Here is a 22,876-nt window from a genome sequence, read left to right on the forward strand (position 1 = left end):
ACTCCTTATGTCATTGGCACACCAGTGGCCCGATCAGCGGCACCTGCTCCTGTGTGGTATCCAGTTCGAACGTCGCCTGGCAGGTCTGGCCATCGCCGACGGTGACCTGCAAGGTGTTGTGGGCCGCCAGGTTTTCCAGGTAGACCAGCCCGTCCCACCCCACCACCGCCAGCGCGCCGCTTTGCTCGTGTCGCACCTGGCTGCCCAGGGGCAAGTCCTGATGCTGGGCATCGACCAGGGTGATGCTCGCCGCGAGCACCCGGCGCACCGGAAACTCCAGCAGGTAACCACTGCCACGGCGCACGGCCACGCGCTGCTCGACGTTGGGCACTTGCATGTTGGCCGGCAGGTTCAGCGGGTCGATCTCGTATTTGGCCCGGTAGTAGGCGCTGGTCCATGGCACCAGCAAGTGCCCGTTGCGGTCGGTTTCACCCACCACTTGGTTCTCGTAACGCACCGGTACGCCGCCGACGCCATCGGTGCTCACCACCACAAACGCATCGTCGACACGGTTGGCCGCGAACACGTGGTGGTCCATCCATACCAGCGAGCCACTGGCATCCGCCCAGCGGGTTTCGGCGTCGCGGTTGCCATACACGCCGGCCTGCAACTGCACCGACTGCAAGCGCCAGGTCAGGTCGGCCTGCCGATAAGCCGGCCCGTCACCGCTGGCGTAACCCAGGTTAAAGCCCACGCCGCCCTCGGCCGGCACTGCCCGGCTGTAGTTGACGCGCTGCTGGCTTTGTCCGGTTTTGCTGCGTTCGCTGCCCACACTGAGGCTGCCGTAGATGTCGAAGGGCACCACCACTTGGGCCTGCACTGCCCAGCTGCTGTCACCGACCTCGTGGTTGGCCGACAGGTAGAAACTGCTGTTGCGCCACAGCGCTTTACTCCAGGTCATGTTCACCAGGCGGGTGCGAGAATCATCCGCCGCCTGCACATCGAAATACCCCACGCCCAAACTGCCGAAATCGTTGAGGTTCAGGCTCAAGGTCGCTTGCTGGCTGCGCTTGCTGAGGCTGGCATAGGGCGTGTCGACCAGGCTCAGGTCGGCGTACTCATCGCGGCGCTCTACCCGTTGATAAGACACGCTGTAACGCTGATTGCTGTACTGGTAGCCCAGGCTCAGTTGCTGGCCTGTGCGCCCGTCGAACTGGCTTTGGCTGACGGCGGTATTGAGCACGCCGAAGTTGCCCATGCGCAGGTTGCCGCCGACACCGCCCAAGGCCAGGTCACCCGCGGCTTCGGCGTGGCTTTCCAGGGTAAACGCATCCGACAGCCCGTACCGAAAGGTGCCGCTCGCCACGCCGGAGCCATAGCCAAAATCGCGCACGGTGTAGTCGCGGCGCAGGTTACCCGCCGCCACCGAAAAGTCCGACAAGCCCTTTTGCAACAGCGTACTCGTGACGTAGAACGGCACCGTGGTCGAGACCTGCCGGCCCAGGGCGTCGGTGGTCACCACCACCGCCTCACCCGCGCCGTTGATGAACGGCACGTTGGTCAGGGTGTACGGCCCAGGCTGCAGGTCGGCGCTGCTGGTTTTGTAGCCGTTGATAAACAGGTCCACCGACGACGGCACGGCGGCCTCACCGGCAAACTGTGGCAGCGGGTAGGTGACCAAATCCGGACGCACACCAAAATCGCGCGACACCTGCACACCGCCAAGACGCACCGAGGTGCTCCACGGCAAGGCACCGCTGATCACGTCGCCGGCCTCATAGGTCAGCAGGCGCTCGTCGTCGGAAAACCGCCACGTGGTGTCATAACGCCGATAGCCGTTGTCCAGGCTGCCGCCGGCTGTCTCCCGGCCAAGCGTGGTGCGGTACTGGCCGGTGTTGGACAAGGTGCCCCAGGTGTCGAACAACCTGACTTCGTTGAAGATGCCGAGGTAGGTGCCGGCGTCATCGGTGTCGTTGAGGTAGGCGTCATAGTTGAGCAGCGCGCCAAAGCTGGTCAGCGCCTGGGTGCGCGGGTAATTGTTGCGATTGCCGATAAATTGCTCCGGCAACCAGGCCGGCGGCACGCTGAGCATCAGGCGCTGGCCCTGGCTGTCGTAATCGGTGTGCATGCCTGGCAGGTTTTCCAGCGCAACCTCGGCGGGCACTTCACCCGGCAGCTTCATACCGATTTCCTGCAACACCGACGCCGGCAAAAACAATTGCCCGGCACGCTGATTGACGGCGACCACGCGCCCGGTATCCATCTGATTGACCACCAGTTCCAGAAACAACTGCGCATCGGCAACAGCCTCCATACTGCTGGGAGGGGGCGGCAATGGAGCGGCCACACCCGGCGCCGCAAGCACCAGGCCAGACAGGCCACTCACCACCCACACCGATCGCCATAAACCTCTCGCCCGTTCATGGCTCACCAAGGCTTTGTGTCCATCAATGGACATCTCCATCCGTTAACACCAGGGGCTGCTCCATGCCCTACCGCACTGATTTATCGCCCCGGTGCAAGGTTCTCCAATTGCGTCGCACCATTGACTCGCACCTGCAGCGGCTGATCAGCCGGCAGGCCCTCCGGCACTGGCCAGCGCATGGTTGCGCCCGGCAGCACATAGCCCATCAGGCCTTCCACCAGCGGCCGAGGCTGGCCGCCCTGTTTGAACGTGGCGTCGGTCAAGCGCGCATGCACGGCGCCCTGGTTGCGCATTTCGACATAGTTGCGCCCACCCACTGTGACCTTTTTCCAACTCAGGTCCGGCTTGCCGGCACTTTTGGGGTCGCGCTCGCGGGTGCCATCTACCTTGCTCCAAAGGCCCGGGCCATAGGCGAACAGCGGCACCGAATAGCGCATCTGGAAGCGAATCGCAGCGGCCGTCTTGCCATCAGCCGGGGCCGCAGGCGGCGCGGCCGGGGGGATTTCATCAATGATGATCCGGTAGGCCAGTTCCCGGCCCGGCGGCACCTCTTTGGTCCGGGTCAGGCGCACCAGCTGTTTCTGCCCCGGCTCGATTTTCGCCACCGGCGGGCTGCCGATCACGTCGCGCTGGTTCTGGTACTGCTCATCAAAACCGCTCTGGGTCCAGGCAAACACGCGGATTTGCAGGTTGGCGGTCTCCGTGCCGCGATTTTCCAGCCACAGGGCGCTGGCCTGTTGGTCGGCCTCCAGCACCGGGTCAATCGGCCAGATCAGCACCGAGCTGGCCGCCTGCGCCTGCCCTGCCGTCAACGCCCACAACGCGCTCAAACCTGCTGCCCACCAGTGCCGGGAAGCTGCATACATAAGTCTTACTCCTCATTGCCAATCGCCTTACCACGACAGCTGCACCTGCAACGTGTCGCTGTACGTCCCCCCAGGCGTATTACCCGGTAACTGCACTCGCCCATAAATCGGCAAGGTGATGCTGGCTGCGTTGGTGTAGGCCACGCTCACGCTTTGGCTGATGCCCAGGCTCTGGCTGAACGCCGCGTCCCGAAACAGTTGATAAGCCACTTGAGCAGTGCCGCTATTGAGCTGCATCCGCCGACCGCTGTTGTTGTGCAAACCGCCATCGACACTCATGCTCAGCGCAACCCCCGGCGTACATTGCAGGGTCACGCCCCCCGTGAGTGCGACAGACGCCGTGCTGGTCGCCAGGGCCGAATAAGTGCCAAAGGCCAGGCTGCCGTAGTTCGTCCCGCCACCCACCACCAGGCATCCAGGGGTGATGGTCGCGCTGACCTGGAACGACTGACTGGTCACCGCCAGCAGCGACACCGGCATGCCCCAGCCGATGCACACCACACACGCCGCCCACCCTGCCCGGCTCATGGCACTTAGAACGTCAGCGTCACGTTGACCGTGTCGGTGTAAGTCCCGGCCGGCAGCCCGGCCTTGCCGTTGGCCTTACCGTAAATATTCACGGCCTGGGCCACGCCCGTGCTGGGTGCCAGGTTGATCACCCCACCGATGGCGAGCAAATTGGAGTGGCCACTATCGGTGAACAGGTCATACGGCACGTAATTAGCCACACCGTCGTACAGCGCGCGACCACCGCCCACGGACTTGCCGTCGTTGGCGCCGGCAGACACGGTCAGCGTCGGTGAAGTGCCCGCCGAACACAGAATCGACAACGCGCCACCGCCGCCGCCCAGCACCTGGCCGTCGGCTTCAGTGAACAGGCTGTTGGCCGTACCGAAGTTCAAGTTACCGAAGCTCATCCCGCCGGTGGCCGCCGCACCATTGACCTGGCAGCTGCTGGTCAGCACCAGCGTTGCGGTGACGGTGCCGGCGACCGTGGCCGCCTGCGTACCCGACACCCACACCAGCGCCATCAATGGAAAAACTGCTTTCGATACAAGTGCATGCATGATGTTAATCCTCATGATTTACCAATCCAGAGTCACCGTCAGGGTGTCTGTGTAGATGCCGGCCGGTAGGGCCCTGGTATTCGCCACCACCGAGCCGAATACCGGGATCGGTACTTGTGTGCCCTTGGTCACGACGAAATTGCGTTGTTGGCCAATGCTGTAAGTGCTCTGGCCCAGCGGATCGGCCGACAGCCGATACGGGATGGTCTGACGCCCGTTGCTCAAGCGTCGCGTGGTGCCATCGCCGTGCGCGCCGCCGTCGATCGTCACGGTGAAACTGCTGACCACCGACGGATTGCAGGACACCGACAGCGGCGCCTTGTCGCCATCGGAAACGGCTGCGCCCAGTGGGTTGCTCCAGGTCGGGCCCTGGCTGCCAAAGTCGAGCACTGCCGTGCCGCCCGCGGGGCTCACGGGCGCGCTTGCGGCGCCTTTGCTCACCTCACAACTGGCGGTTATCACCAGCCGCGCATGAATCTGCCCGGCCACGGCCGCCTGGGCGTCTTCTGCCAGCAGCAACAGGCCGCCCATGGCCACGAGGGCCCAGCCCCGGCTTACCATGTGACCGTGACCTTGAGCAGGTCGGTGTAGCGGCCGACGGCGGGGATGTCCTTGAGCGGTTCGATGCGGCCATATAAGGGCAAGTCGACGCTGCCCGAGTCCGGCACGCGGCCACTGAGCGGTTCATTCACGGGCAAGGCAATACGTCGCGCGGCGTCGGCGTAGAGGCGATAGGGAATAGGTTTACTCGAGGGGGTCGCGGCGCTGAGGTAGCGCACTTCGCCGACGCCGCCATGCAGGCCGCCGTCAACGCGCATTTGATAGGGTGTGTCCGGGTTGCATTCCAGGCGCGGCTGGCGCTGGCTGATCAAGGCCGCACTCAAGGGGCCGGCCGGGTCATCCAGACGCGGGCCGCTGCCAAAGTCCAACACGCCCAGCTGCTCGATACCCGCATCGCGGGTGATGCCCACCAACTGGCAGCCCCGTTGCACGTCGATGCGCACTTCTACCTGAAGTTGCGCAGCGTAAACCGTGTTACAGAGTATGGCGCCCATGACTGCCAATACTGCTCGTCCCTTCACTGCCCCAATTCCTTATACAGGGGTGACAACTGTGTATGAGGTTAGCCATTTAAGGAGAAACCGCCAGTTTGCCTAGGACTACCCCCTCGCCATGCTTTTTCGAGATAGCTGGCGGCGCGCTTCTCTATTGGTCAAATCGCCTCGGGCGCCCTAAAGTGGGCGACCACCGCACGACAGAGTGACTTGCATTGGCTGTGCTTCCCCTGATTCAGCGTTTGCTGGGCAAAAAAACCGCCGTCCTTGACCCCTCGCCGATCCCGGCGTTCTTTGAGAACAAGGCCAGGCAACAGGGCTATACCCTGAGCGCAGGCCAAACCCGGGCGATTGCCGCCCTCGCCCGCGAGACCCAGCACCTGCTCGCCAACCGTGCAACGCGCAGCCTGTACCTGCACGGCCCGGTGGGGCGCGGCAAAAGCTGGCTGCTCGATGGGTTTTTCCAGGCGCTGCCGATTGCCGACAAACAGCGCGTGCACTTCCATGCGTTTTTTGCCCGCCTGCATCGGGGCATGTTTGCGCACCGTGAGCATGACGACGCCCTGGGCGTGACCCTCGATGAGCTGTTGGCGGGATGCCGGGTGCTGTGTTTCGACGAATTCCATGTTCACGATATCGGCGATGCCATGCTCATCAGCCGGCTGTTCAAAGCCTTGTTCGCGCGCGGCGTGCTGGTGCTGGTGACCTCAAACTATGCGCCCGAGGGGCTGCTGCCCAACCCGCTGTACCACGAACGCTTCAAGCCGGTAATCGACCTGATTGCCGCGCGGATGGACGTGCTGGAGGTCAGCTCACCCGAGGATTTTCGCAGCTTGCCCCAAGCGCATGCCGAGCAGCACTTCACCGCTGGCCAGTATGTTTGGCCGGGCACGCCCGTCCAGCGTGAAATGCTCGGGCTGCCCGCCACCGATTGCCCGGCGCAAAGCCTGACCGTCGGCAATCGTCAGCTGATATGTCGCCACCATCAGGCGCCAACCATCGCGTTCACCTTCAACGACCTGTGCGAACAACTCACGGCCGTGATGGATTACTTGCTGCTCTGCGAGGACTTCGACCACTGGATTGTCGACGGGCTGCCCCAGTTGGCAGACTGCCCGATCGCCGTGCAACAACGGTTTATCAACCTGGTGGACGTGCTGTACGACCAGGACAAACGCCTGACGCTGATCGGCCAACACCCCTTGGCGCATGCCCTTGAAGGGCAGGCCATCGACCTGGCTCGCACCGCGAGCCGTCTGAACCAATTGCAAACCGTCTGCCCGCAACCGGCGCCTCACCCGGTATCATGAGCGCCTTTTTACGCCCTCTTGCCGAGTGACTGCGCCGTTCATGAATACCCTCGCCCAACTCAAGGCCGGCCAACTGGCCGGCATCACGCGCCTGGACCTGTCCTGCGGGCTGACCGAATTCCCGCGGGAAATCTTCGAACTGGCCGACTCCCTGGAAATCCTCAACCTCACGGGCAACGCCCTGAGCAGCCTGCCCGACGACCTGCATCGCCTGTCGCACCTGCGCGTGCTGTTCTGCTCCGACAACGCCTTCACCGAGCTGCCGGCGTGCCTGGGCCAGTGCGCACAGCTGAGCATGATCGGCTTCAAGGCCAACCGGATCAGCCACGTGCCCGCCGCCGCGCTGCCGCCGCAGTTGCGCTGGCTGATCCTCACGGATAACTGCATCAGCCAATTGCCCAATGAATTGGGCGAGCGGCCGTTGCTGCAAAAACTGATGTTGGCCGGCAACCAATTGGCGCACCTGCCGCAAAGCCTGGCCAACTGCCACAACCTGGAACTGATCCGCATCGCCGCCAACCGCCTGACTCAACTGCCGCAGTGGCTGCTGACGCTGCCGAGCCTGACCTGGCTGGCCTATGCCGGTAACCCGGTGGAAATGGCCGTGGATCTGGCGGGCGATGACGCGACACCGAACATTCCCTGGTCGGAACTGGAACTGGGTGACGTGCTGGGCGAAGGCGCCTCGGGGATCATTCGCAAGGCGGCGTGGCGACCGCGGGGGATGTCTGTCGCAGTCAAACTGTACAAAGGCACGATCACCAGCGACGGCTCTCCGCTGCACGAAATGCAGGCCTGCATCGCCGCCGGGCTGCACCCCAACCTGATCAAGGTGGAAGGCCGCGTGGTGGGCCATCCCGATGACCAGGCCGCGCTGGTGATGGACCTGATCGACCCGAGTTATCGCAACCTTGCTGCACTGCCGAGCCTGGCGTCCTGTACGCGCGATATCTACGCGCCCGACACGCGCTTCAGCCCCCAAGTGGCCTTGCGCATGGCGCGCGGCATAGCGTCGGTGGCGGCCCATCTGCACCGCCACGGCATTACCCATGGCGACCTGTATGGCCACAACATTCTGTGGAATGCCGAGGGTGATTGTTTGCTCGGGGATTTTGGCGCGGCGTCGTTCCATGCCACGGCGGACACCTTGGAAACCCAGGCGTTGCAGCGTATTGAAGTGCGCGCGTTTGGGGTGTTGCTGGGGGAGTTGCTGGCGCGGGTTGACACGCCGTTCAACGACCAGGCGTTGGTGGCGCTGCAAAAACGCTGCTGCCAGCCTGATGTGCTGGCGCGACCAGGCTTTGAAGAGATCGAGACCTTGCTGCAAGCTCTGCCACACCACTGATCAAATGTGGGAGCGGGCTTGCTCGCGAATGCAATGTGTCAGTCACCCAATCAGTGACTGACACTACGCATTCGCGAGCAAGCCCGCTCCCACATTTTTTACCGCGTTCTATTCAGCGATAAATCAGCCAGCCAGGCCGACGAACATATCCTGCACGTCGTCATGGTTGTCCAGCCCTTCCAGGAAGGCTTCGACTTCGGCCATCTGCTCATCGGTCAAACCACTCACCGGGTTCTTCGAGATGTAGCCCAGCTTGGCCGACAACACCGTGAAACCCTGCTCCGGCAGGGCCTTCTGCACGGCATCCAGGTCGGTGGTTTCGGTGATGAACAGGGTGGTGCCCTCTTCTTCGCCGTCTTCGAAATCCTGGGCGCCGGCTTCGATAGCCGCCATTTCCGGATCAGCGTCCGGGGTGTCCGGCGACGCTTCGATCAGGCCGACGTGGTTGAAGTCCCAGGCCACAGAGCCCGAAGCACCCAACTGACCTTTGCGGAACGCCACGCGGATTTCCGCCACGGTGCGGTTGATGTTATCGGTCACGCACTCGACGATCAGCGGCACCTGGTGCGGGGCGAACCCTTCGTAGGTCACACGGTGGTACTGCACGGTTTCACCCAGCAGGCCGGCGCCTTTTTTGATCGCGCGCTCCAGGGTTTCCTTGGGCATCGAGGCCTTTTTGGCTTGCTCAACCACCAGACGCAGGTGGGCGTTGGTCGCGGTGTCGGCACCGTTGCGGGCGGCGATGGTGATTTCCTTCACCAGCTTGCCGAAGATCTTGCCCTTGGCATTGGATGCCGCTTCTTTATGTTTGACTTTCCACTGTGCGCCCATGACTCACTCTCTTTTGTCCATCGCGCCGAGACGTCTACTGGCCGGCGCTTTGGGGGCAGAGTTTATAGGGCAAAAAAAAATCGTTCCAGCAAAAAACCGTCAAGACGCCAACTCGAAAAACGCCTGGATCAGGCGCAGTGAACGGCGCCGCTCCATGCAACCGAGCATGTGCCGGTTGACCAGCCCGTCGCCCTGCAGGGGAATGGCATGCACGCGCGGATCGCGGCTGACCTCCATTGACGACACCACCCCCACGCCCAGTTCAGCGGCGACGGCTTCGGTCACCGCCTCACGGCTGTCCAGTTCCAGCAAGACCTTGGGCTGCACAGCGGCGCTGGCGCACGCGCTGTCGAAGGTGCGCCGGGTAATCGAGCCGGGCTCGCGAAGCACCATGATCACTTCGTGCAATTGCTCAAGGCGAATGCCCGCCGGGTCGGCCAGCCACGGGTGCCCTGCCGGCACCAAGGCGCAGATGCGCGATTCGTTCAGGGCTTGCAGGTGCAGGCCATTGCGCGGTTCCACCTCGGTGAGCACCGCCACATCCGCATGCTCGGACAACAGCGCCGCCAGGGTTTCCTGAGCATTGCCCAAGCGCAGGTTCACGGTGATGCCTGGGTAGCGCGCACGTAACCTGGCGATCATCGGCATCACCAGATGCGGGCCGTCGGCCGCCACCTCCAGGCGCCCGGTGAGCAACTGACGATTGGCTTCCAGCAGGGTCTGGGCCTCGTCCACCAGACCGAAGATCGCTCGGGTGATCGCCGCCAGGCGCGTGCCCTCTTCGGTCAACTCCACCCGCCGCGCCGTACGCCGTAACAACGGGATCTGGTAGTGCTCCTCCAGAGCCTTGATGTGCCCGGTCACCGCCGGCTGGCTGATAAACAGCCGCGCCGCCGCCCGGGTGAAACTGCCCTCGCGGGCTACGGCATCGAATGCACGCAGTTGGAACAAGTTCATAGCTATCGGCCTCACTGATAGCTCGCATAACAACAAACAATTTGATTGATAACAAGCCAAACTGCACTTTAGGCGCCGTAGCTTCCCCAAGACTTGCGAGGACTTGAGATGACCACCGCCGCGCCCATTCTGCTCACACCCGGCCCCCTGACCACGTCCGTGCGTACGCGTCAGGCCATGCTGGTGGATTGGGGTTCATGGGACCAGCGATTCAACCAACTCACCGCCAGCGTCTGCGAGCAGTTGCTGGCGATCCTCAACGCTGCCGACAGCCATCACTGCGTGCCCCTGCAAGGCAGCGGCACCTTTGCCGTCGAAGCCGCCATCGGCACCCTGGTGCCGCGTAGTGGCAAGGTGCTGGTATTGATCAACGGCGCCTACGGCAAGCGCTTGGCCAGGATCTGCGAAGTGCTCGGCCGCCCATTCAGTACCTTTGAAACCGCCGAGGATGAACCGACCACTGCGGCCGATGTGGACCGTCTGCTGCGCGCCGACCCGGCCATTACCCACGTGGCGCTGATCCACTGCGAGACCAGCACCGGCATTCTCAACCCGCTGCCGCCGATTGCCGAGGTGGTGAAAAGCCACGGCAAGCGCCTGATCATCGACGCCATGAGTTCCTTCGGTGCGCTGCCAATTGACGCTCGCGAAGTGCCGTTCGAGGCACTGATAGCAGCCTCGGGCAAATGCCTGGAGGGCGTGCCGGGCATGGGTTTTGTGTTTGCCGACAAACAGTCGCTGGCCGCCGCCCAAGGTCACTGCCACTCCCTGGCGATGGACCTGTTCGACCAGCACAGCTACATGGCCAGGACCGGGCAATGGCGCTTCACCCCGCCAACGCACGTGGTCGCCGCCCTGCACGAAGCGTTGCTGCAATATCACGAAGAAGGCGGCCTGCCTGCGCGTCACCAGCGCTATACACGCAACTGTCAGGCGCTGCTCGATGGCATGGCCGAACTGGGCCTGCGCAGCTTCCTGCCGGCAGCGATCCAGGCGCCGATCATCGTCACCTTTCATGCGCCAAAGGACCCGCGTTACCAGTTCAAGGCGTTCTATGAGCGGGTCAAGGCCAAGGGTTTCATCCTGTATCCCGGCAAATTGACCCAAGTGGAAACCTTCCGCGTGGGCTGTATCGGCCACGTCGATGCGGCCGGCATGCGCGCCGCGGTCAAGGCGATCGCGCAGGTGCTGCAAGAAATGGAAGTGCTGGACATTTGATTTCCCCCATTACCCCCAGGATCTGCACCATGAATTACCAGAACCCCAACACCCTCCAGGCCGTTATCCTCGATTGGGCCGGCACCGTGGTCGACTTTGGCTCCTTCGCCCCCACGCAGATTTTTGTCGAAGCCTTCGCCGAGTTCGACGTGCACGTGTCCATCGAAGAAGCCCGAGGCCCGATGGGCATGGGCAAGTGGGACCATATCCGCACCCTCTGCGATCAGCCGCAAGTGGCCGAACGTTATCGCAAAGCCTTCGGTCGCACACCGACCGACGACGACGTGACCGCCCTCTATGAGCGCTTCATGCCGCTGCAGATCGAGAAAATCGCCGAACACTCGGCGCTGATCCCAGGCGCACTCGACACCATCGCCCGGCTGCGTGCGCAAGGCATCAAGATCGGCTCTTGCTCCGGCTACCCCAAGCAAGTGATGGACAAGGTCGTCGCCCTGGCCGCCACCAACGGCTACCTCGCCGATCACGTGGTCGCCACCGATGAAGTGCCCAACGGTCGCCCATGGCCGGCCCAGGCACTGGCCAACGTGATCGCGCTGGGCATCGATGATGTGGCGGCCTGCGTGAAGGTCGACGACACCGTGCCCGGCATTCTCGAAGGCCGTCGCGCCGGAATGTGGACTGTGGCGCTGACCTGCTCGGGCAATGCCCTGGGCCTGACCTACGAGCAATTTCGTGCCCTGGACAGCAGCACCCTGGCCCGCGAACGCGAGCGCATCGAGGCGATGTTCAAAGGCGCGCGCCCGCACTATCTGATCGACACCCTCAACGACCTGCCCGCCGTTATCACCGATATCAACCAGCGCCTGGCGCGCGGTGAAATGCCGCAAAGCCACTGACAGAGGTCAAAACAACGGCATTTACGCCAGGCAAAGCGCTCAAAACCGGCATACAGTTAAAGGACTCCGTCACCAAGAACGGAGGTTTGCCCTGATGAGTGAGGAACACAGCGATGCCGTGGAAAAACTCCGATACACGCTACAGCACCATGTCGATTGCGCTGCACTGGTTGATGGTGGTGCTACTGGCGGTGGTTTACGCCTGCATAGAGTTACGCGGCCAGTTTCCCAAAGGCAGTGGCGCGCGTACGTTGATCGTCGAAATGCACTTCATGTTTGGCCTCACTGTATTCGTGCTGGTGTGGCTACGCCTGTTCGCGCGCAGCCTGGGCGTTGCGCCGAAAATCGTGCCAGCGCCCCCGCAATGGCAAAGCCTGTTGGCCACGCTGATGCACGTTGCGCTGTACGCGTTGATGATCGGCATGCCGATCGCTGGCTGGCTGATCGTCAGTGCCGAGGGGCATTCGGTGATGTTCTATGGCATTGAGCTGCCGCCGTTGATCGCTGAAAACAAGGCGCTGGCCAAAGAAATCGAGGGCTGGCACGTGCTGTTCGGCAAGATCGGCTACTGGCTGATCGGGCTGCATGCATTGGCGGGGATCCTGCACCATTACGTGATCCGCGATAACACGGCGCTGCGCATGATGCCGGGTGGAAGCGGGCTTGGGCGCAAGGGCGGTGGATCAGCCACCAAATGGGTCGATTGATGCAGCGCAATCGCGGCCGGGTAGCCGACCGGAGTGAAGCAATGGCTGGAAAAAAGCACAGCAACACCGGATATACCTGGCTGCAATGAAAAGCCAATGTGGGAGCGGGCTTGCTCGCGAATGCGTTGGGTCAGTCAGCTCATTTGTACTGACCCACCTCATTGGCGAGCACGCCCGCTCCCCCCCACGGATTTGCGCTAGGCAGTAAACCCACGGCGACCTTGCAGGCCGCCGGTATGCACGAAGATCAGACGAGTGCCGGGGGGAAAACGCCCGGCCTCGATTTGCTGCTTCAGCGCCACCAAGGCCTTGGCGGTGTAAAGCGGCTCCAGCGGCAAACCACTGGCCTGCTCCGTGGCGTGCATGAACTCAAGCAATAACGGATCGACCTTGGCGAAACCGCCTCGGCTTGCGTCCACCAATTCATACCCTTGCTGCACGATAGCCTGCACGTTTTGAGCGACGCCGTAGTCATCCGGCACCGCCATCGCGCCAAAGACTGCGTGCGCGCCCGCCTCGGCCAACGTCAACCCGGCCAGGGTCGTACCGGTGCCCGCCGCCAACCACCAGGCGTCGTAGTCGGCCCAGCCTAGGGTATTCAATTGCGCGTGCACTTGATCGACCAATACCGCGCAACCCAGGGCACCGGCCATTGCACCGCCGCCTTCCGGCACTGGGTGAAGTTGCGGGTATTGTGCGTGCCACGGCAACCAGAAATCCGCCGCATGCCGCGCGCGATAGCCGCCGTAGCCGAGCCAATGCAGCTGCATGCCAAAGGCTTTCAGGTCGAGCACAGTGGGTGTGTCTTGAGGATGGCCGCGCAACAGGCCCACGGTCGGAAAACCGAAGCGTTTGCCGGCTGCCGCCAGCGCGTGCAGGTGGTTGGAGTGCGCGCCGCCGAGGCTGATGACTCCGCGGGCTCCGGCCGCCTGGGCATCGGCCAGGTGCTGGGTAAGCTTGAACCACTTGTTGCCGCTGATCAGCGGGTCGATGCAATCCAGGCGCAGCACTGCCACCTCGACGCCGTTCAGCCAATCCAGCTGCAACAGTTCAAGGGGCGCGTGGGGAAGCCAGTCGAAAGGGCCCATCGGGAGGCCTCTGAACGAAAAAAGGGGCGGCAGTCTACCACCGCCCCTTTTTTCGTCTTACAACTCGGCAGCGAGGCGCGAGCCCTGGTTGATGGCGCGCTTGGCATCCAGCTCGGCCGCCACGTCGGCGCCGCCGATCAGGTGCACGTTCTGGCCTGCGGCGATTAGGCCGTCCTGCAATTCGCGCAGCGGGTCTTGCCCGGCGCAGATGACGATGTTGTCCACCGCCAGCAGCTGCGGCTCGCCGTCGGCGCCGATGCGGATATGCAGACCCTGGTCATCGATGCTCAGGTATTCGACGCTGTTGAGCATCTGCACACGCTTGTTCTTCAGGCCTGTGCGATGGATCCAGCCGGTGGTCTTGCCCAGGCCGTCGCCGACCTTGGAGGTTTTGCGTTGCAGCAGGAACACTTCACGCGCCGGCGCATGCGGCGCAGGCTTGATGCCGGCCACGCCGCCACGGGCTTGCAGTTGCGTGTCGATGCCCCACTCTTTCCAGAACGCTTCGCGGTCCAGGCTGGTGGACACGCCTGCGTGCACCAGAAATTCAGAGACGTCAAAGCCGATACCGCCAGCGCCGATCACCGCCACGCGCTTGCCCACCGGCTTGCGCTCAAGAATCACGTCCAGGTAGCTCAGCACCTTGGCGTTGTCGATGCCTGGAATCGCTGGCGTACGCGGCGCAATGCCGGTGGCCAGGATAATCTCGTCATACCCGCCCGCCGCCAGTTGCGCGACATCCACACGGGTGTTGAGGCACACCTCGACGTGGGTGGTCTGCAGTTTGCGCTTGAAGTAGCGCAGGGTTTCAAAGAACTCCTCTTTGCCCGGCACGCGCTTGGCGATATTGAACTGACCGCCGATTTCGCTGGCGGAATCGAACAAGGTCACTTGATGGCCGCGCTCCGCCGCCACGGTAGCCGCTGCCAGGCCCGCAGGACCGGCGCCGACCACGGCGATTTTCTTGATCTGCTTGACCGGCAGATAGTTCAGCTCGGTTTCGTAGCAAGCGCGCGGGTTGACCAGGCAGGTGGTCAGCTTGCCGCCAAAGGTGTGGTCCAGGCAGGCCTGGTTGCAGCCGATGCAGGTATTGATTTCATCGGCGCGGCCGGCAGCGGCCTTGTTGACGAAATCCGGGTCTGCCAGGAACGGCCGCGCCATTGAGACCATGTCGGCATCGCCCTCGGCGAGGATCTGCTCGGCAACTTCCGGCGTATTGATACGGTTGGTAGTAATCAGCGGAATCTGCACCGCACCGCGCAGCTTGGCGGTGACTTTACTGAACGCGCCACGCGGCACTTTGGTGGCGATGGTCGGGATACGCGCTTCGTGCCAGCCGATACCGGTGTTGATGAGGGTCGCACCGGCTTGCTCGATGGCCTTGGCCAACTGCACGATTTCTTCCCAACTGCTGCCGCCTTCGACCAGGTCAAGCATCGACAGGCGGAAAATAATAATGAAGTTCGGGCCCACGGCTTCGCGCACGCGGCGCACGATGTCGACCGCCAGGCGCATGCGGTTTTCGTAGCTGCCACCCCAACGGTCGGTGCGGTGGTTGGTGTGGGCGGCGAGGAACTGGTTAATGAAGTAGCCCTCGGAGCCCATGATTTCCACGCCGTCGTATTCGGCGACCTGGGCCAGCAGCGAACAGGTGACAAAGTCCTGAATCTGCTTCTCGATGCCTTCCTCGTCCAGCTCCTTGGGCTTGAACGGGTTGATCGGCGCCTGGATCGCGCTCGGTGCGACCTGCTTGGGGCTGTAGGCATACCGCCCGGCGTGAAGGATCTGCATGCAGATCTTGCCGCCTGCTTCGTGCACGGCCTGAGTCACGATCTTGTGCTTCTGCGCTTCCTCATCAGTGGTCAGCTTGGCTGCACCGGCATACACGCCGCCCTCGTCATTCGGGCCAATACCGCCGGTGACCATCAGGCCGACACCGCCACGGGCGCGCTCGGCAAAATAGGCGGCCATGCGCTCGAAACCACCTGGCTTTTCTTCAAGGCCTGTGTGCATCGAGCCCATCAGGGTGCGATTGCGCAAGGTGGTGAAACCCAGGTCCAACGGGGCCAGCAGGTGCGGGTAGGCAGCAGCGGTCATGGTACAGCTCCACAACGGATCATCACGGGACGTGGCAGGCTCGAATGGCCCGCCATCGGTTTATGTCCCACAGACTAAGAGGCGATGGACTGCCGCTCAATGACTGAAACTGACAACTTATTGATCCAAATGCACAGCGCCCCTTGGCAAGCAGGTGCCTGGGCCCTACCCTAGTCGGCGAACCCTGCACACGGTCTGTTGTCTGTTGCCCCATGCGTAAACTTCTAGCGTTCACCCTCGTCATGGCCCTGGTTGCCGCCGTCACCGCGTATCTGGTCTGGACCCAGGAGCGCCCTGTGGCGCACTACCTGTCGGACCTGCGCATTTCCCTGGCCGTCAATGAAGGCGAACCTGCCGATCGTGGCAACTTGCTCGGCATTCAGCCGGAGTTGTTTCCCGCCGATTACCAGAGCCTGGAACGCCTGCACCTGAAGCTCGCGGCGTACCTGCAAAAGGCCCGTGATCAGGGGCTGATCAATCAAAAGACCATCGTGGTCCTGCCCGAACATATCGGCACCTGGCTGATGCTCAGCGGCGAAAAAAACGAGTTATACCAGGCGGTCCATTTAAAAGACGCGATGAACTGGCTGTCGGCCAGCAACCCTCTGCAGTTTGCGCGCGCATGGATCAGCGCCACCGGCGACAACCGCATGGATGACGCCTACCTGCGTATGAAAGCCTCCGCGATGGCGCGCGACTACCAGCTGTTGTTCGGCGGCCTGGCCAAAGAGTTTGGCGTCACGCTGGTGGCCGGCTCCATCACCCTGCCCAACCCGAGTGTCGAACAAGGCCAGCTGCATGTCGGTCATGGCCCGCTGTATAACGCCAGCCTGGTGTTCGGTGCCGACGGTTTGCCAGTGGGCCAGCCACAGCGCCAGTTCTACCCGATCTATGATGAGCGCGGTTTTATCCAACCGGGCGACGAAAATATCGTCAACGTGGTCGATACCCCGGCCGGGCGCCTGGGCATCCTGATCGGCAGCGACAGCTGGTACCCGGACAACTACCGCAAACTCAACGAGCAAGGCGCGCAGTTGGTCGCCGTGCCGGCGTTTGTGACCGGCCGCGAGACATGGGATCGCCCATGGCGCGGGTTTAAAAGCGTGTCGACGCCACCCGAAATCAGCCTCAAGCCCGAGGAACTCAGCGAAGGCGAAGCCTGGCACCGTCTGACCCTGATCAGCCAACAACCGATCAGCCAGGCAAGCGCCGGCATGAGCGTGTTCCTGCGTGGGCAGTTCTGGGATCTGGGCACTGCCGGGCACAGCTTTCTCAGCAGCAACGGGCGAGTCAACGCCGACAGCGGCGCCCGTGGCGCACGCCTGCTGAATATCTGGTTGTAACGCCTTGAAGCCGGTGCGCCTCGGGGATTTGTCAGTGGGCTTCGTGCACACCCTGGCGGACGCCATTCAAAGCCACGGCCTGGACCCGCAACCGCTGCTGCTGCAATACGGCCTGGACGCAGCGCGCCTCGCCGAAGCCGGTGCGCGTCTGTCGATCCCGCGTTACATGCGCCTGGGCCATGCGGCCATCCAACTGACCGGTGACCCGGGCCTGGGCTTGCGCATGGGCCAGCTCAGCCGCTTGAGCCAGGCGGGCCTTGCAGGGGTCACCGCCGCGCAGGCGCCCAACGTGCGTGAAGCGGCGCGCACATTGACCCGGTTCGAGGCGCTGTACGGCTCCAACTATCGCGGGCAGTCGAGTTTTCACGAAGATGCCGAAGGGGCGTGGCTGCGGTTCTATTCCATCAGCCCCTACAATGCCTACAACCGCTTTGTGGTGGATTCGATCATCGCCGGCTGGCTGCAGCAATTGTCCAGTTTGGCCCAACAACCGGTGCAGGCGCAGCGCATCGACATCGAATTTGACGCGCCCCCGTATTGTGACCAGTACGCCGTGCTGGGTGACGGCCCGGTGCATTTTGGCGCCGACGCCAATCAATTGCGCCTGAGCCAGCAAACCCTGGCGATGCGCAACCCGCAGCATTGCCCGAGTACCTGGCAGCTGTTGTTGAAGTTGTGTGAAGCAGAGTTGGAGCAGTTGACGCGCACCCGCAGCCTGCGCGAGCGCATTACCCGTTTGCTGGGGCCGATGCTCAATGGCGGCCGGGAACCCGACCTGGAGGAAGTGGCGGCACGCTTGAAGCTGCCCACCTGGACCCTGCGCCGCAAACTGGCCGAAGAAGGCACGCAGTTTCGCGCGATTCTCAACGACACCCGTCGCGATCTGGCCATGACCTACATTCGTGATACGGAGTTGGCGTTCGGCGAAATCGCCTACTTGCTCGGTTTTGCCTCAGCCCAAGCCTTTCAAAGGGCGTTCAGGCGATGGAACAACCAGACCCCAGGGGAATTTCGCCGCAGTCAGCGGCATTCCGCCTGAAGTCGGTATTACAGCTCGGTGGCGTCATCGACCGGATCCAGCGGGTCCAATTCAAACGCATGGTACTCCAGCAGTTCTTCTTGGTAATCGTCCATGGTGGACTCCTTGTGAAGTTAAAGCGGCTGCCAATAAATGACCCGCACAGCCAGCCTAAAGTGCCGTGATGACGAAAAAATGTCTGCGCCATGACGTTCCTGCACATCCTGATTAAACGTAGCAGCGCTGGGTTGATTTAGCGTTTAACGTTTGACGTGCGATTGCAATCATTGCATGTGCAACTACATTTCTATTAGGGTACGAACCTCTGTTGCCTGGAGCTTCAACCCATGCCCGCCTCTACCGCTAACGCCGCGCAGCTGTGTATTGACGCACTGAACGCCGCCGAACCATCGCGAAGTTCGCCGTTGTACACGGTGATGACCATGGCCAATACCCTGGAATTCAGCCAGCAAGCCTGGGTAATTCGCGGCCAGTCACGCAGCCGACGCGTGGGGAGCTGGCCTACCTGGTTCGCGCGTAATACCGGCGAAAAACCACTGCTGTACCTGCACAGCGCGGCGTCGTCGGCGCAGCTGTGTGCGTTGTCGGATGAGACCGCGCAGCGCGGCATCCTGTGCAACGACATCGAGAACCAACCTTCGCCCTGGCCCAAAGGCGCGCAACCCTCGCTACCGCTGTGGCTGGCAAACCAGCCGCGTTGCACACCGTATGATCCGGCCTCGGGTGAAGAAGCCCGCGCGATAGTACTGGCCGGGTTGCGCACGTTGTACGTCGACGGCCAGCCCGGGTTTTATTACCTGGCGCTGCATGATCAAGAGACCGCCGTGACGCTGGATGCGCAAGACCGTGAAGATGCGCTCAGAGGCATGTACCCGATCCAACGTCGCCAAGGGGACGTGCGATTGCTCGGTGCAGGTCGGGCACTGGTGGAAGTTGCTCATGCTGCTCAGTTGCTTGAACAGGACTGGAGCATCACGGTGCAGCTGTGGAGTTGCCCCAGCTACACGCGACTGGCCCGCGAGGCTGCGGCCGCTGCGCGCTGGAATCGGCTGCACCCCATCGCGCCCCGGCAGAGCTGCCATTTGCGTGATTGCTTGGCCGGGGATACCACGCCGGTAATCGCCGTCACCGGTTATCCGCAGCCGATTGTCGATCAGCTGGGGCCGTATGTTGACGCGCGTTTTGTGGCGCTGGGCGCCGGCTCAGTGCAGGCATGTGCGCCGAGTCGTTTTTGGATCGTGGTGTGTGCGTTGAGGGCGTTGGCGGATGAAGGGTGTATTGACGCACACCAGGTGGAAATAGCGATGAAACGGTATCCACTTGAATGAATGAGAAACGGCATAAACATGTGGGAGCGGGCTTGCTCGCCAATGCGGTGGTTCAGTTAACCGGTAGGGTTCTGACACACCGCTTTGGCGAGCACGCCCGCTCCCACATTGGATCTGCACCGTATCTCAGATCTTGCGTCGGTTGCGGGTGTGCACACCCGCCTCCACCGCCAACCCCGCCGTACGCTCCAGGGCATCGGCAAACAATTGGCGCTGCTCGGGCTCGATTTGCGACAGGAACAACTCGTCGACGGTGCTTTCGTAGATCGTCCACATTTTTTTGCGCAGCACCCGACCCGCGTCGGTGATCGAGGCAAACGCCGCTCGGCCGTCGCCGTCTGAACGTGAACGCACCACCAGGCCGTCCTTTTCCAGACGGTCCACCAGGCGCGTCAGGTTATAGCGCTCGATCGCCAGCACATCGGCGAGTTCGTGCATCCGGCGAGTGCCCTCGGGGCCGCTTTCCAGGCCCCACAGCGCGTCATACCAGGCGTACGGCGGCAGGCCCGCCTCAGCCAGCCGGCGCTCGATTTCACGGATGACCGTCCTGTGGGCCCTGACAAAACGGAACCATACATCAGGCTCATTCGACGACATGCAACACCATCCGGGAAATTTCAAGAAGGTTGCAATAGTAGCTCATCCCGCGCTAGATTCAGGCATGTAGTTGCAATTGCAACTACATTGGCGCTACTCCCACAAGGAGCTCGCTGCTTCAAATCCGCCTACCCTGGAGCTTCACATGACCCCCAATAACGCTGTAAGACTGGACGACGATCCACAGGAAACCCGCGAGTGGCTGGAGTCCATCGAATCGGTGCTGTCCACCGAAGGCCGCCCGCGCGCCCATTACCTGATAGATCAGTTGCTGGATTTCGACGTAGCGCGCCATGGTGACTTCTACGGGCGGGTGACCACACCCTACGTCAACACCATTCCCGCCGACCGCCAGTTGCCCTACCCCGGCAACCTGGCTATCGAGCGTCGCACCAATGCGTTTATCCGCTGGAACGCCATGGCCATGGTCTTGCGCGCAGGCAAACATTCCGGTGTGGGTGGGCATATCGCGACTTATGCGTCAGCTGCTGTGCTGTACGACGTAGGCTTTGACCACTTTTTCCGTGGGCGCACCGACACGTTCGACGGCGACCTGGTGTACATCCAGGGCCACTCCTCTCCTGGCATCTATGGCCGCGCGTATCTGGAGGGGCGCATCAGCGAAGCGCAGTTGGACAACTTCCGCCGTGAGGCCGGTGGCAAAGGTTTATCGTCCTACCCGCACCCGCGCTTGATGCCGGACTTCTGGCAATTCCCTACCGTCTCCATGGGGCTGGGGCCGATCACGGCGGCCTACCAGGCGCGATTCATGCGTTACCTGGAATTTCGCAACCTCAAGCAACACCAGGGCCGCAAGGTCTGGGCCTTCCTCGGTGATGGCGAAATGGACCAGCCGGAGTCCCTCGCCGCCATCTCCCTCGCCGGTCGCGAGAAACTCGACAACCTGATCTTCGTGGTCAACTGCAACCTGCAACGCCTGGACGGCCCGGTGCGCGGCAATGCCAAAGTGATTCAGGAATTCGAAAGCCTGTACCGCGCTGCCGGTTGGAATGTGATCAAAGTGATCTGGGGCGGTGGCTGGGACGCGCTGCTGGAAAAGGATCAGAGCGGCCTGCTGCGCCAGCGCATGATGGAATGCGTGGACGGCGATTATCAGAATTACAAATCGCAGAACGGCGCCTATGTACGCGAGCATTTCTTCGGTAAATACCCGGAGTTGCTGGCACTGGTTGCAGACATGTCCGACGACGAAATCTGGAAACTCTCACGCGGTGGCCATGACCCGGACAAGGTCTACAACGCCTACGCCGCTGCCGTGCGCCACCAGGGCCAACCGACGGTGATCCTGGCCAAAACCGTCAAGGGCTTCGGCATGGGTGAAGCCGGCGAAGGCCAGAACATCAACCACCAGCTGAAGAAAATGGGCGCCGAGGCGGTAAAAGCCTTCCGAGACCGCTTCGGGTTGGAAGTGGCGGATGACCAGCTCGACGACATCCCCTACCTCAAGCCCGCTGCCGACAGCGAAGAAGCCCGCTACTTCGCCGCGCGTCGCCAAGCCTTGGGCGGCTATGTGCCCGCACGCCACAGTGCCATCGAGTCATTGCAAATCCCCGAACTGAGCGCATTTGCGTCCCAACTCAAAGACACGGGCGAGCGCGCCATTTCCACCACCATGGCCTTTGTGCGCATCCTTGGCACGCTGCTCAAAGACCCGCACCTGGGCAAGCTGATCGTGCCAATCGTGCCGGATGAATCGCGCACCTTCGGCATGGAAAGCCTGTTCCGTCAGATCGGCATCCATTCAGCGGTGGGTCAGCTTTACACCCCACAGGATGCCGGGCAACTGAGCTACTACAAGGAGAGCAAGGACGGACAGATAATGCAGGAAGGCCTGAACGAATCCGGCGCCATTTCCTCGTGGATCGCGGCCAGTACGTCCTACAGCAACCACGGCCTGATGACCGTGCCGTTCTACATTTTCTATTCGATGTTCGGCTTCCAGCGCGTCGGCGACCTGGCCTGGGCGGCGGGCGATGCGCGGGCGCGCGGGTTCCTGCTGGGGGCCACGGCGGGGCGTACCACGCTGATGGGCGAAGGCCTCCAGCATGACGACGGCCACAGCCATATTCTGTCGTCAGTGATCCCGTGCTGCGTATCGTATGACCCGACGTTTGCCTACGAGCTGGCGGTGATCATTCGCGAAGGCATGCGGCGCATGTACGTCGAGCAAGAGGACATTTACTACTACATCACCCTGCTCAACGAGAACTACCCACACCCTGCCATGCCCGATAGCGTGGAGCACGGGATTCTCAAGGGCATGTATCGACTCAGCAGCCACCCGCAAGCGCAGGTGCAATTGATGGGCAGTGGCTCGATTTTGCGCGAAGTGATCGCCGCGGCCGACTTGCTCGAAAAGGACTTCGCCGTGCACAGCGACGTGTGGAGCGTCACCAGCCTGACCGAGCTGCGCCGTGACGGGCACGCGGCGCAGCGCTGGAACCTGCTGCACCCGCAAAGCGAGCCACGCGCGAGTTACGTTGAGGAATGCCTCGCCGGGCAACCCGGGCCGGTGGTGGTGGCCACGGACTACATGAAGTTATTCGCCGATCAGGTTCGCCCCTTCGTCCACGGCCGTCGCTTTGTAGCGCTGGGCACCGACGGGTTCGGGCAATCGGATACCCGCGAAACCTTGCGTGAGTTTTTCGAAGTGGACCGGCACTTTATCGTGCTGGCGGCCTTGAAGGCACTGGCCGATGACGGCGTGATCGGCCGGGACAACATCACTCAGGCCATCAGTCGCTACGGGATCAACGTCGACAAGGCGGATCCCGTAACGGTCTGA

20 protein-coding genes are annotated in these 22,876 nt (G+C 62.4%); 9 read left to right on the plus strand and 11 right to left on the minus strand.

What is annotated here, in order from left to right:
- Nucleotides 1-10: 10 nt before the first annotated feature.
- The 6 genes from C4J83_RS19155 to C4J83_RS19180 are packed head-to-tail and all read right to left on the minus strand — an operon-like array spanning nucleotide 11 to nucleotide 5,380.
- Nucleotides 11-2,404, minus strand: a complete 2,394-nt coding sequence (locus C4J83_RS19155) for a fimbria/pilus outer membrane usher protein (RefSeq protein WP_119739804.1) — start codon at nucleotides 2,402-2,404, stop codon at nucleotides 11-13.
- Nucleotides 2,405-2,445: 41 nt separating this feature from the next.
- Complete coding sequence (locus C4J83_RS19160; RefSeq protein ID WP_106578824.1) at nucleotides 2,446-3,231, minus strand: fimbrial biogenesis chaperone; 786 nt, start codon at nucleotides 3,229-3,231, stop codon at nucleotides 2,446-2,448.
- A 27-nt stretch (nucleotides 3,232-3,258) separates the two neighbouring features.
- Nucleotides 3,259-3,759, minus strand: coding sequence for a Csu type fimbrial protein (locus C4J83_RS19165; protein WP_371924160.1), 501 nt, complete (start codon nucleotides 3,757-3,759; stop codon nucleotides 3,259-3,261).
- Nucleotides 3,760-3,764: 5 nt separating this feature from the next.
- The gene (locus C4J83_RS19170) at nucleotides 3,765-4,298 is read right to left on the minus strand and encodes a Csu type fimbrial protein (protein WP_106578825.1); all 534 of its coding nucleotides are present in this window, start codon (nucleotides 4,296-4,298) and stop codon (nucleotides 3,765-3,767) included.
- Between the two features lie 18 nt (nucleotides 4,299-4,316).
- Complete coding sequence (locus C4J83_RS19175) at nucleotides 4,317-4,859, minus strand: Csu type fimbrial protein (protein WP_124417924.1); 543 nt, start codon at nucleotides 4,857-4,859, stop codon at nucleotides 4,317-4,319.
- Entirely contained in the window at nucleotides 4,853-5,380 is a 528-nt protein-coding gene (locus C4J83_RS19180; RefSeq protein ID WP_106578827.1) for a Csu type fimbrial protein, read from the minus strand. Before C4J83_RS19180 ends, C4J83_RS19175 begins: the two co-directional genes overlap by 7 nt.
- Nucleotides 5,381-5,568: 188 nt before the next feature.
- On the opposite strand from C4J83_RS19180, the gene zapE reads away from it, so the two are divergent.
- Nucleotides 5,569-6,663 carry a cell division protein ZapE gene (zapE, locus tag C4J83_RS19185; RefSeq protein ID WP_124417925.1) on the plus strand — a complete coding sequence of 365 codons (1,095 nt, stop codon included), beginning with the start codon at nucleotides 5,569-5,571 and terminating at the stop codon, nucleotides 6,661-6,663.
- A gap of 40 nt (nucleotides 6,664-6,703) precedes the next feature.
- Nucleotides 6,704-8,008, plus strand: a complete 1,305-nt coding sequence (locus C4J83_RS19190; protein WP_124417926.1) for a protein kinase — start codon at nucleotides 6,704-6,706, stop codon at nucleotides 8,006-8,008.
- A gap of 123 nt (nucleotides 8,009-8,131) precedes the next feature.
- On the opposite strand, the gene C4J83_RS19195 is transcribed toward C4J83_RS19190, so the two are convergent.
- Both C4J83_RS19195 and C4J83_RS19200 read right to left on the minus strand, forming a co-directional pair.
- A complete protein-coding gene (locus tag C4J83_RS19195; protein WP_090402660.1) occupies nucleotides 8,132-8,839 on the minus strand; it encodes a YebC/PmpR family DNA-binding transcriptional regulator in 708 nt (235 codons plus the stop codon).
- A gap of 99 nt (nucleotides 8,840-8,938) precedes the next feature.
- Complete coding sequence (locus C4J83_RS19200) at nucleotides 8,939-9,796, minus strand: LysR substrate-binding domain-containing protein (RefSeq protein WP_106578830.1); 858 nt, start codon at nucleotides 9,794-9,796, stop codon at nucleotides 8,939-8,941.
- Nucleotides 9,797-9,904: 108 nt separating this feature from the next.
- Between C4J83_RS19200 and C4J83_RS19205 the strand changes: the two genes are divergently transcribed.
- From C4J83_RS19205 to C4J83_RS19215, 3 genes are all read left to right on the plus strand, one after another.
- Entirely contained in the window at nucleotides 9,905-11,014 is a 1,110-nt protein-coding gene (locus C4J83_RS19205) for a 2-aminoethylphosphonate--pyruvate transaminase (RefSeq protein ID WP_124417927.1), read from the plus strand.
- Between the two features lie 29 nt (nucleotides 11,015-11,043).
- The gene (gene phnX / locus C4J83_RS19210; protein WP_119739791.1) at nucleotides 11,044-11,871 is read left to right on the plus strand and encodes a phosphonoacetaldehyde hydrolase; all 828 of its coding nucleotides are present in this window, start codon (nucleotides 11,044-11,046) and stop codon (nucleotides 11,869-11,871) included.
- Nucleotides 11,872-11,984: 113 nt separating this feature from the next.
- On the plus strand, nucleotides 11,985-12,578 hold the full coding sequence (locus C4J83_RS19215; protein WP_106578833.1) for a cytochrome b: 594 nt from the start codon (nucleotides 11,985-11,987) through the stop codon (nucleotides 12,576-12,578).
- Between the two features lie 197 nt (nucleotides 12,579-12,775).
- Here the strand turns inward: C4J83_RS19215 and C4J83_RS19220 are convergent, their stop codons facing one another.
- Nucleotides 12,776-13,666 (minus strand): 1-aminocyclopropane-1-carboxylate deaminase/D-cysteine desulfhydrase, encoded by an 891-nt coding sequence (locus tag C4J83_RS19220; protein ID WP_124417928.1) that lies wholly within the window; start codon nucleotides 13,664-13,666, stop codon nucleotides 12,776-12,778.
- Nucleotides 13,667-13,723: 57 nt separating this feature from the next.
- A complete protein-coding gene (locus C4J83_RS19225) occupies nucleotides 13,724-15,763 on the minus strand; it encodes an NADPH-dependent 2,4-dienoyl-CoA reductase (RefSeq protein ID WP_119739787.1) in 2,040 nt (679 codons plus the stop codon).
- 212 nt (nucleotides 15,764-15,975) lie between these two features.
- Here C4J83_RS19225 and C4J83_RS19230 point away from each other — a divergent pair, with 212 nt between their 5' ends.
- From C4J83_RS19230 to C4J83_RS19240, 3 genes are all read left to right on the plus strand, one after another.
- A complete protein-coding gene (locus C4J83_RS19230) occupies nucleotides 15,976-17,106 on the plus strand; it encodes a carbon-nitrogen hydrolase family protein (RefSeq protein ID WP_119739785.1) in 1,131 nt (376 codons plus the stop codon).
- 4 nt (nucleotides 17,107-17,110) lie between these two features.
- Nucleotides 17,111-18,145, plus strand: a complete 1,035-nt coding sequence (locus tag C4J83_RS19235) for an AraC family transcriptional regulator (RefSeq protein ID WP_106578837.1) — start codon at nucleotides 17,111-17,113, stop codon at nucleotides 18,143-18,145.
- A 326-nt stretch (nucleotides 18,146-18,471) separates the two neighbouring features.
- On the plus strand, nucleotides 18,472-19,473 hold the full coding sequence (locus C4J83_RS19240; RefSeq protein ID WP_124417929.1) for a transketolase-like TK C-terminal-containing protein: 1,002 nt from the start codon (nucleotides 18,472-18,474) through the stop codon (nucleotides 19,471-19,473).
- 126 nt (nucleotides 19,474-19,599) lie between these two features.
- Here C4J83_RS19240 and C4J83_RS19245 read toward each other — a convergent pair whose 3' ends face one another.
- On the minus strand, nucleotides 19,600-20,070 hold the full coding sequence (locus C4J83_RS19245) for a MarR family winged helix-turn-helix transcriptional regulator (protein ID WP_106578839.1): 471 nt from the start codon (nucleotides 20,068-20,070) through the stop codon (nucleotides 19,600-19,602).
- Nucleotides 20,071-20,215: 145 nt separating this feature from the next.
- On the opposite strand from C4J83_RS19245, the gene aceE reads away from it, so the two are divergent.
- Nucleotides 20,216-22,876, plus strand: coding sequence for a pyruvate dehydrogenase (acetyl-transferring), homodimeric type (aceE, locus tag C4J83_RS19250; protein ID WP_124417930.1), 2,661 nt, complete (start codon nucleotides 20,216-20,218; stop codon nucleotides 22,874-22,876).

This window comes from Pseudomonas sp. LBUM920, assembly GCF_003852315.1.
GTDB lineage: Bacteria > Pseudomonadota > Gammaproteobacteria > Pseudomonadales > Pseudomonadaceae > Aquipseudomonas.

What these genes read in the sequence shown, in the direction of transcription:
- aceE (WP_124417930.1), top strand. Translation starts at nt 20,216, where the DNA reads ATGACCCCCAATAACGCTGTAAGACTGGACGACGATCCACAGGAAACC.
- phnX (WP_119739791.1), top strand. Translation starts at nt 11,044, where the DNA reads ATGAATTACCAGAACCCCAACACCCTCCAGGCCGTTATCCTCGATTGG.
- C4J83_RS19190 (WP_124417926.1), top strand. Translation starts at nt 6,704, where the DNA reads ATGAATACCCTCGCCCAACTCAAGGCCGGCCAACTGGCCGGCATCACG.
- C4J83_RS19220 (WP_124417928.1), bottom strand. Translation starts at nt 13,666, where the DNA reads ATGGGCCCTTTCGACTGGCTTCCCCACGCGCCCCTTGAACTGTTGCAG.
- C4J83_RS19170 (WP_106578825.1), bottom strand. Translation starts at nt 4,298, where the DNA reads ATGCATGCACTTGTATCGAAAGCAGTTTTTCCATTGATGGCGCTGGTG.
- C4J83_RS19155 (WP_119739804.1), bottom strand. Translation starts at nt 2,404, where the DNA reads ATGGAGATGTCCATTGATGGACACAAAGCCTTGGTGAGCCATGAACGG.
- C4J83_RS19225 (WP_119739787.1), bottom strand. Translation starts at nt 15,763, where the DNA reads ATGACCGCTGCTGCCTACCCGCACCTGCTGGCCCCGTTGGACCTGGGT.
- C4J83_RS19205 (WP_124417927.1), top strand. Translation starts at nt 9,905, where the DNA reads ATGACCACCGCCGCGCCCATTCTGCTCACACCCGGCCCCCTGACCACG.
- C4J83_RS19165 (WP_371924160.1), bottom strand. Translation starts at nt 3,759, where the DNA reads ATGAGCCGGGCAGGGTGGGCGGCGTGTGTGGTGTGCATCGGCTGGGGC.
- C4J83_RS19245 (WP_106578839.1), bottom strand. Translation starts at nt 20,070, where the DNA reads ATGTCGTCGAATGAGCCTGATGTATGGTTCCGTTTTGTCAGGGCCCAC.
- C4J83_RS19195 (WP_090402660.1), bottom strand. Translation starts at nt 8,839, where the DNA reads ATGGGCGCACAGTGGAAAGTCAAACATAAAGAAGCGGCATCCAATGCC.
- C4J83_RS19175 (WP_124417924.1), bottom strand. Translation starts at nt 4,859, where the DNA reads ATGGTAAGCCGGGGCTGGGCCCTCGTGGCCATGGGCGGCCTGTTGCTG.
- C4J83_RS19240 (WP_124417929.1), top strand. Translation starts at nt 18,472, where the DNA reads ATGCCCGCCTCTACCGCTAACGCCGCGCAGCTGTGTATTGACGCACTG.
- C4J83_RS19160 (WP_106578824.1), bottom strand. Translation starts at nt 3,231, where the DNA reads ATGTATGCAGCTTCCCGGCACTGGTGGGCAGCAGGTTTGAGCGCGTTG.
- C4J83_RS19215 (WP_106578833.1), top strand. Translation starts at nt 11,985, where the DNA reads ATGCCGTGGAAAAACTCCGATACACGCTACAGCACCATGTCGATTGCG.
- C4J83_RS19230 (WP_119739785.1), top strand. Translation starts at nt 15,976, where the DNA reads ATGCGTAAACTTCTAGCGTTCACCCTCGTCATGGCCCTGGTTGCCGCC.
- C4J83_RS19200 (WP_106578830.1), bottom strand. Translation starts at nt 9,796, where the DNA reads ATGAACTTGTTCCAACTGCGTGCATTCGATGCCGTAGCCCGCGAGGGC.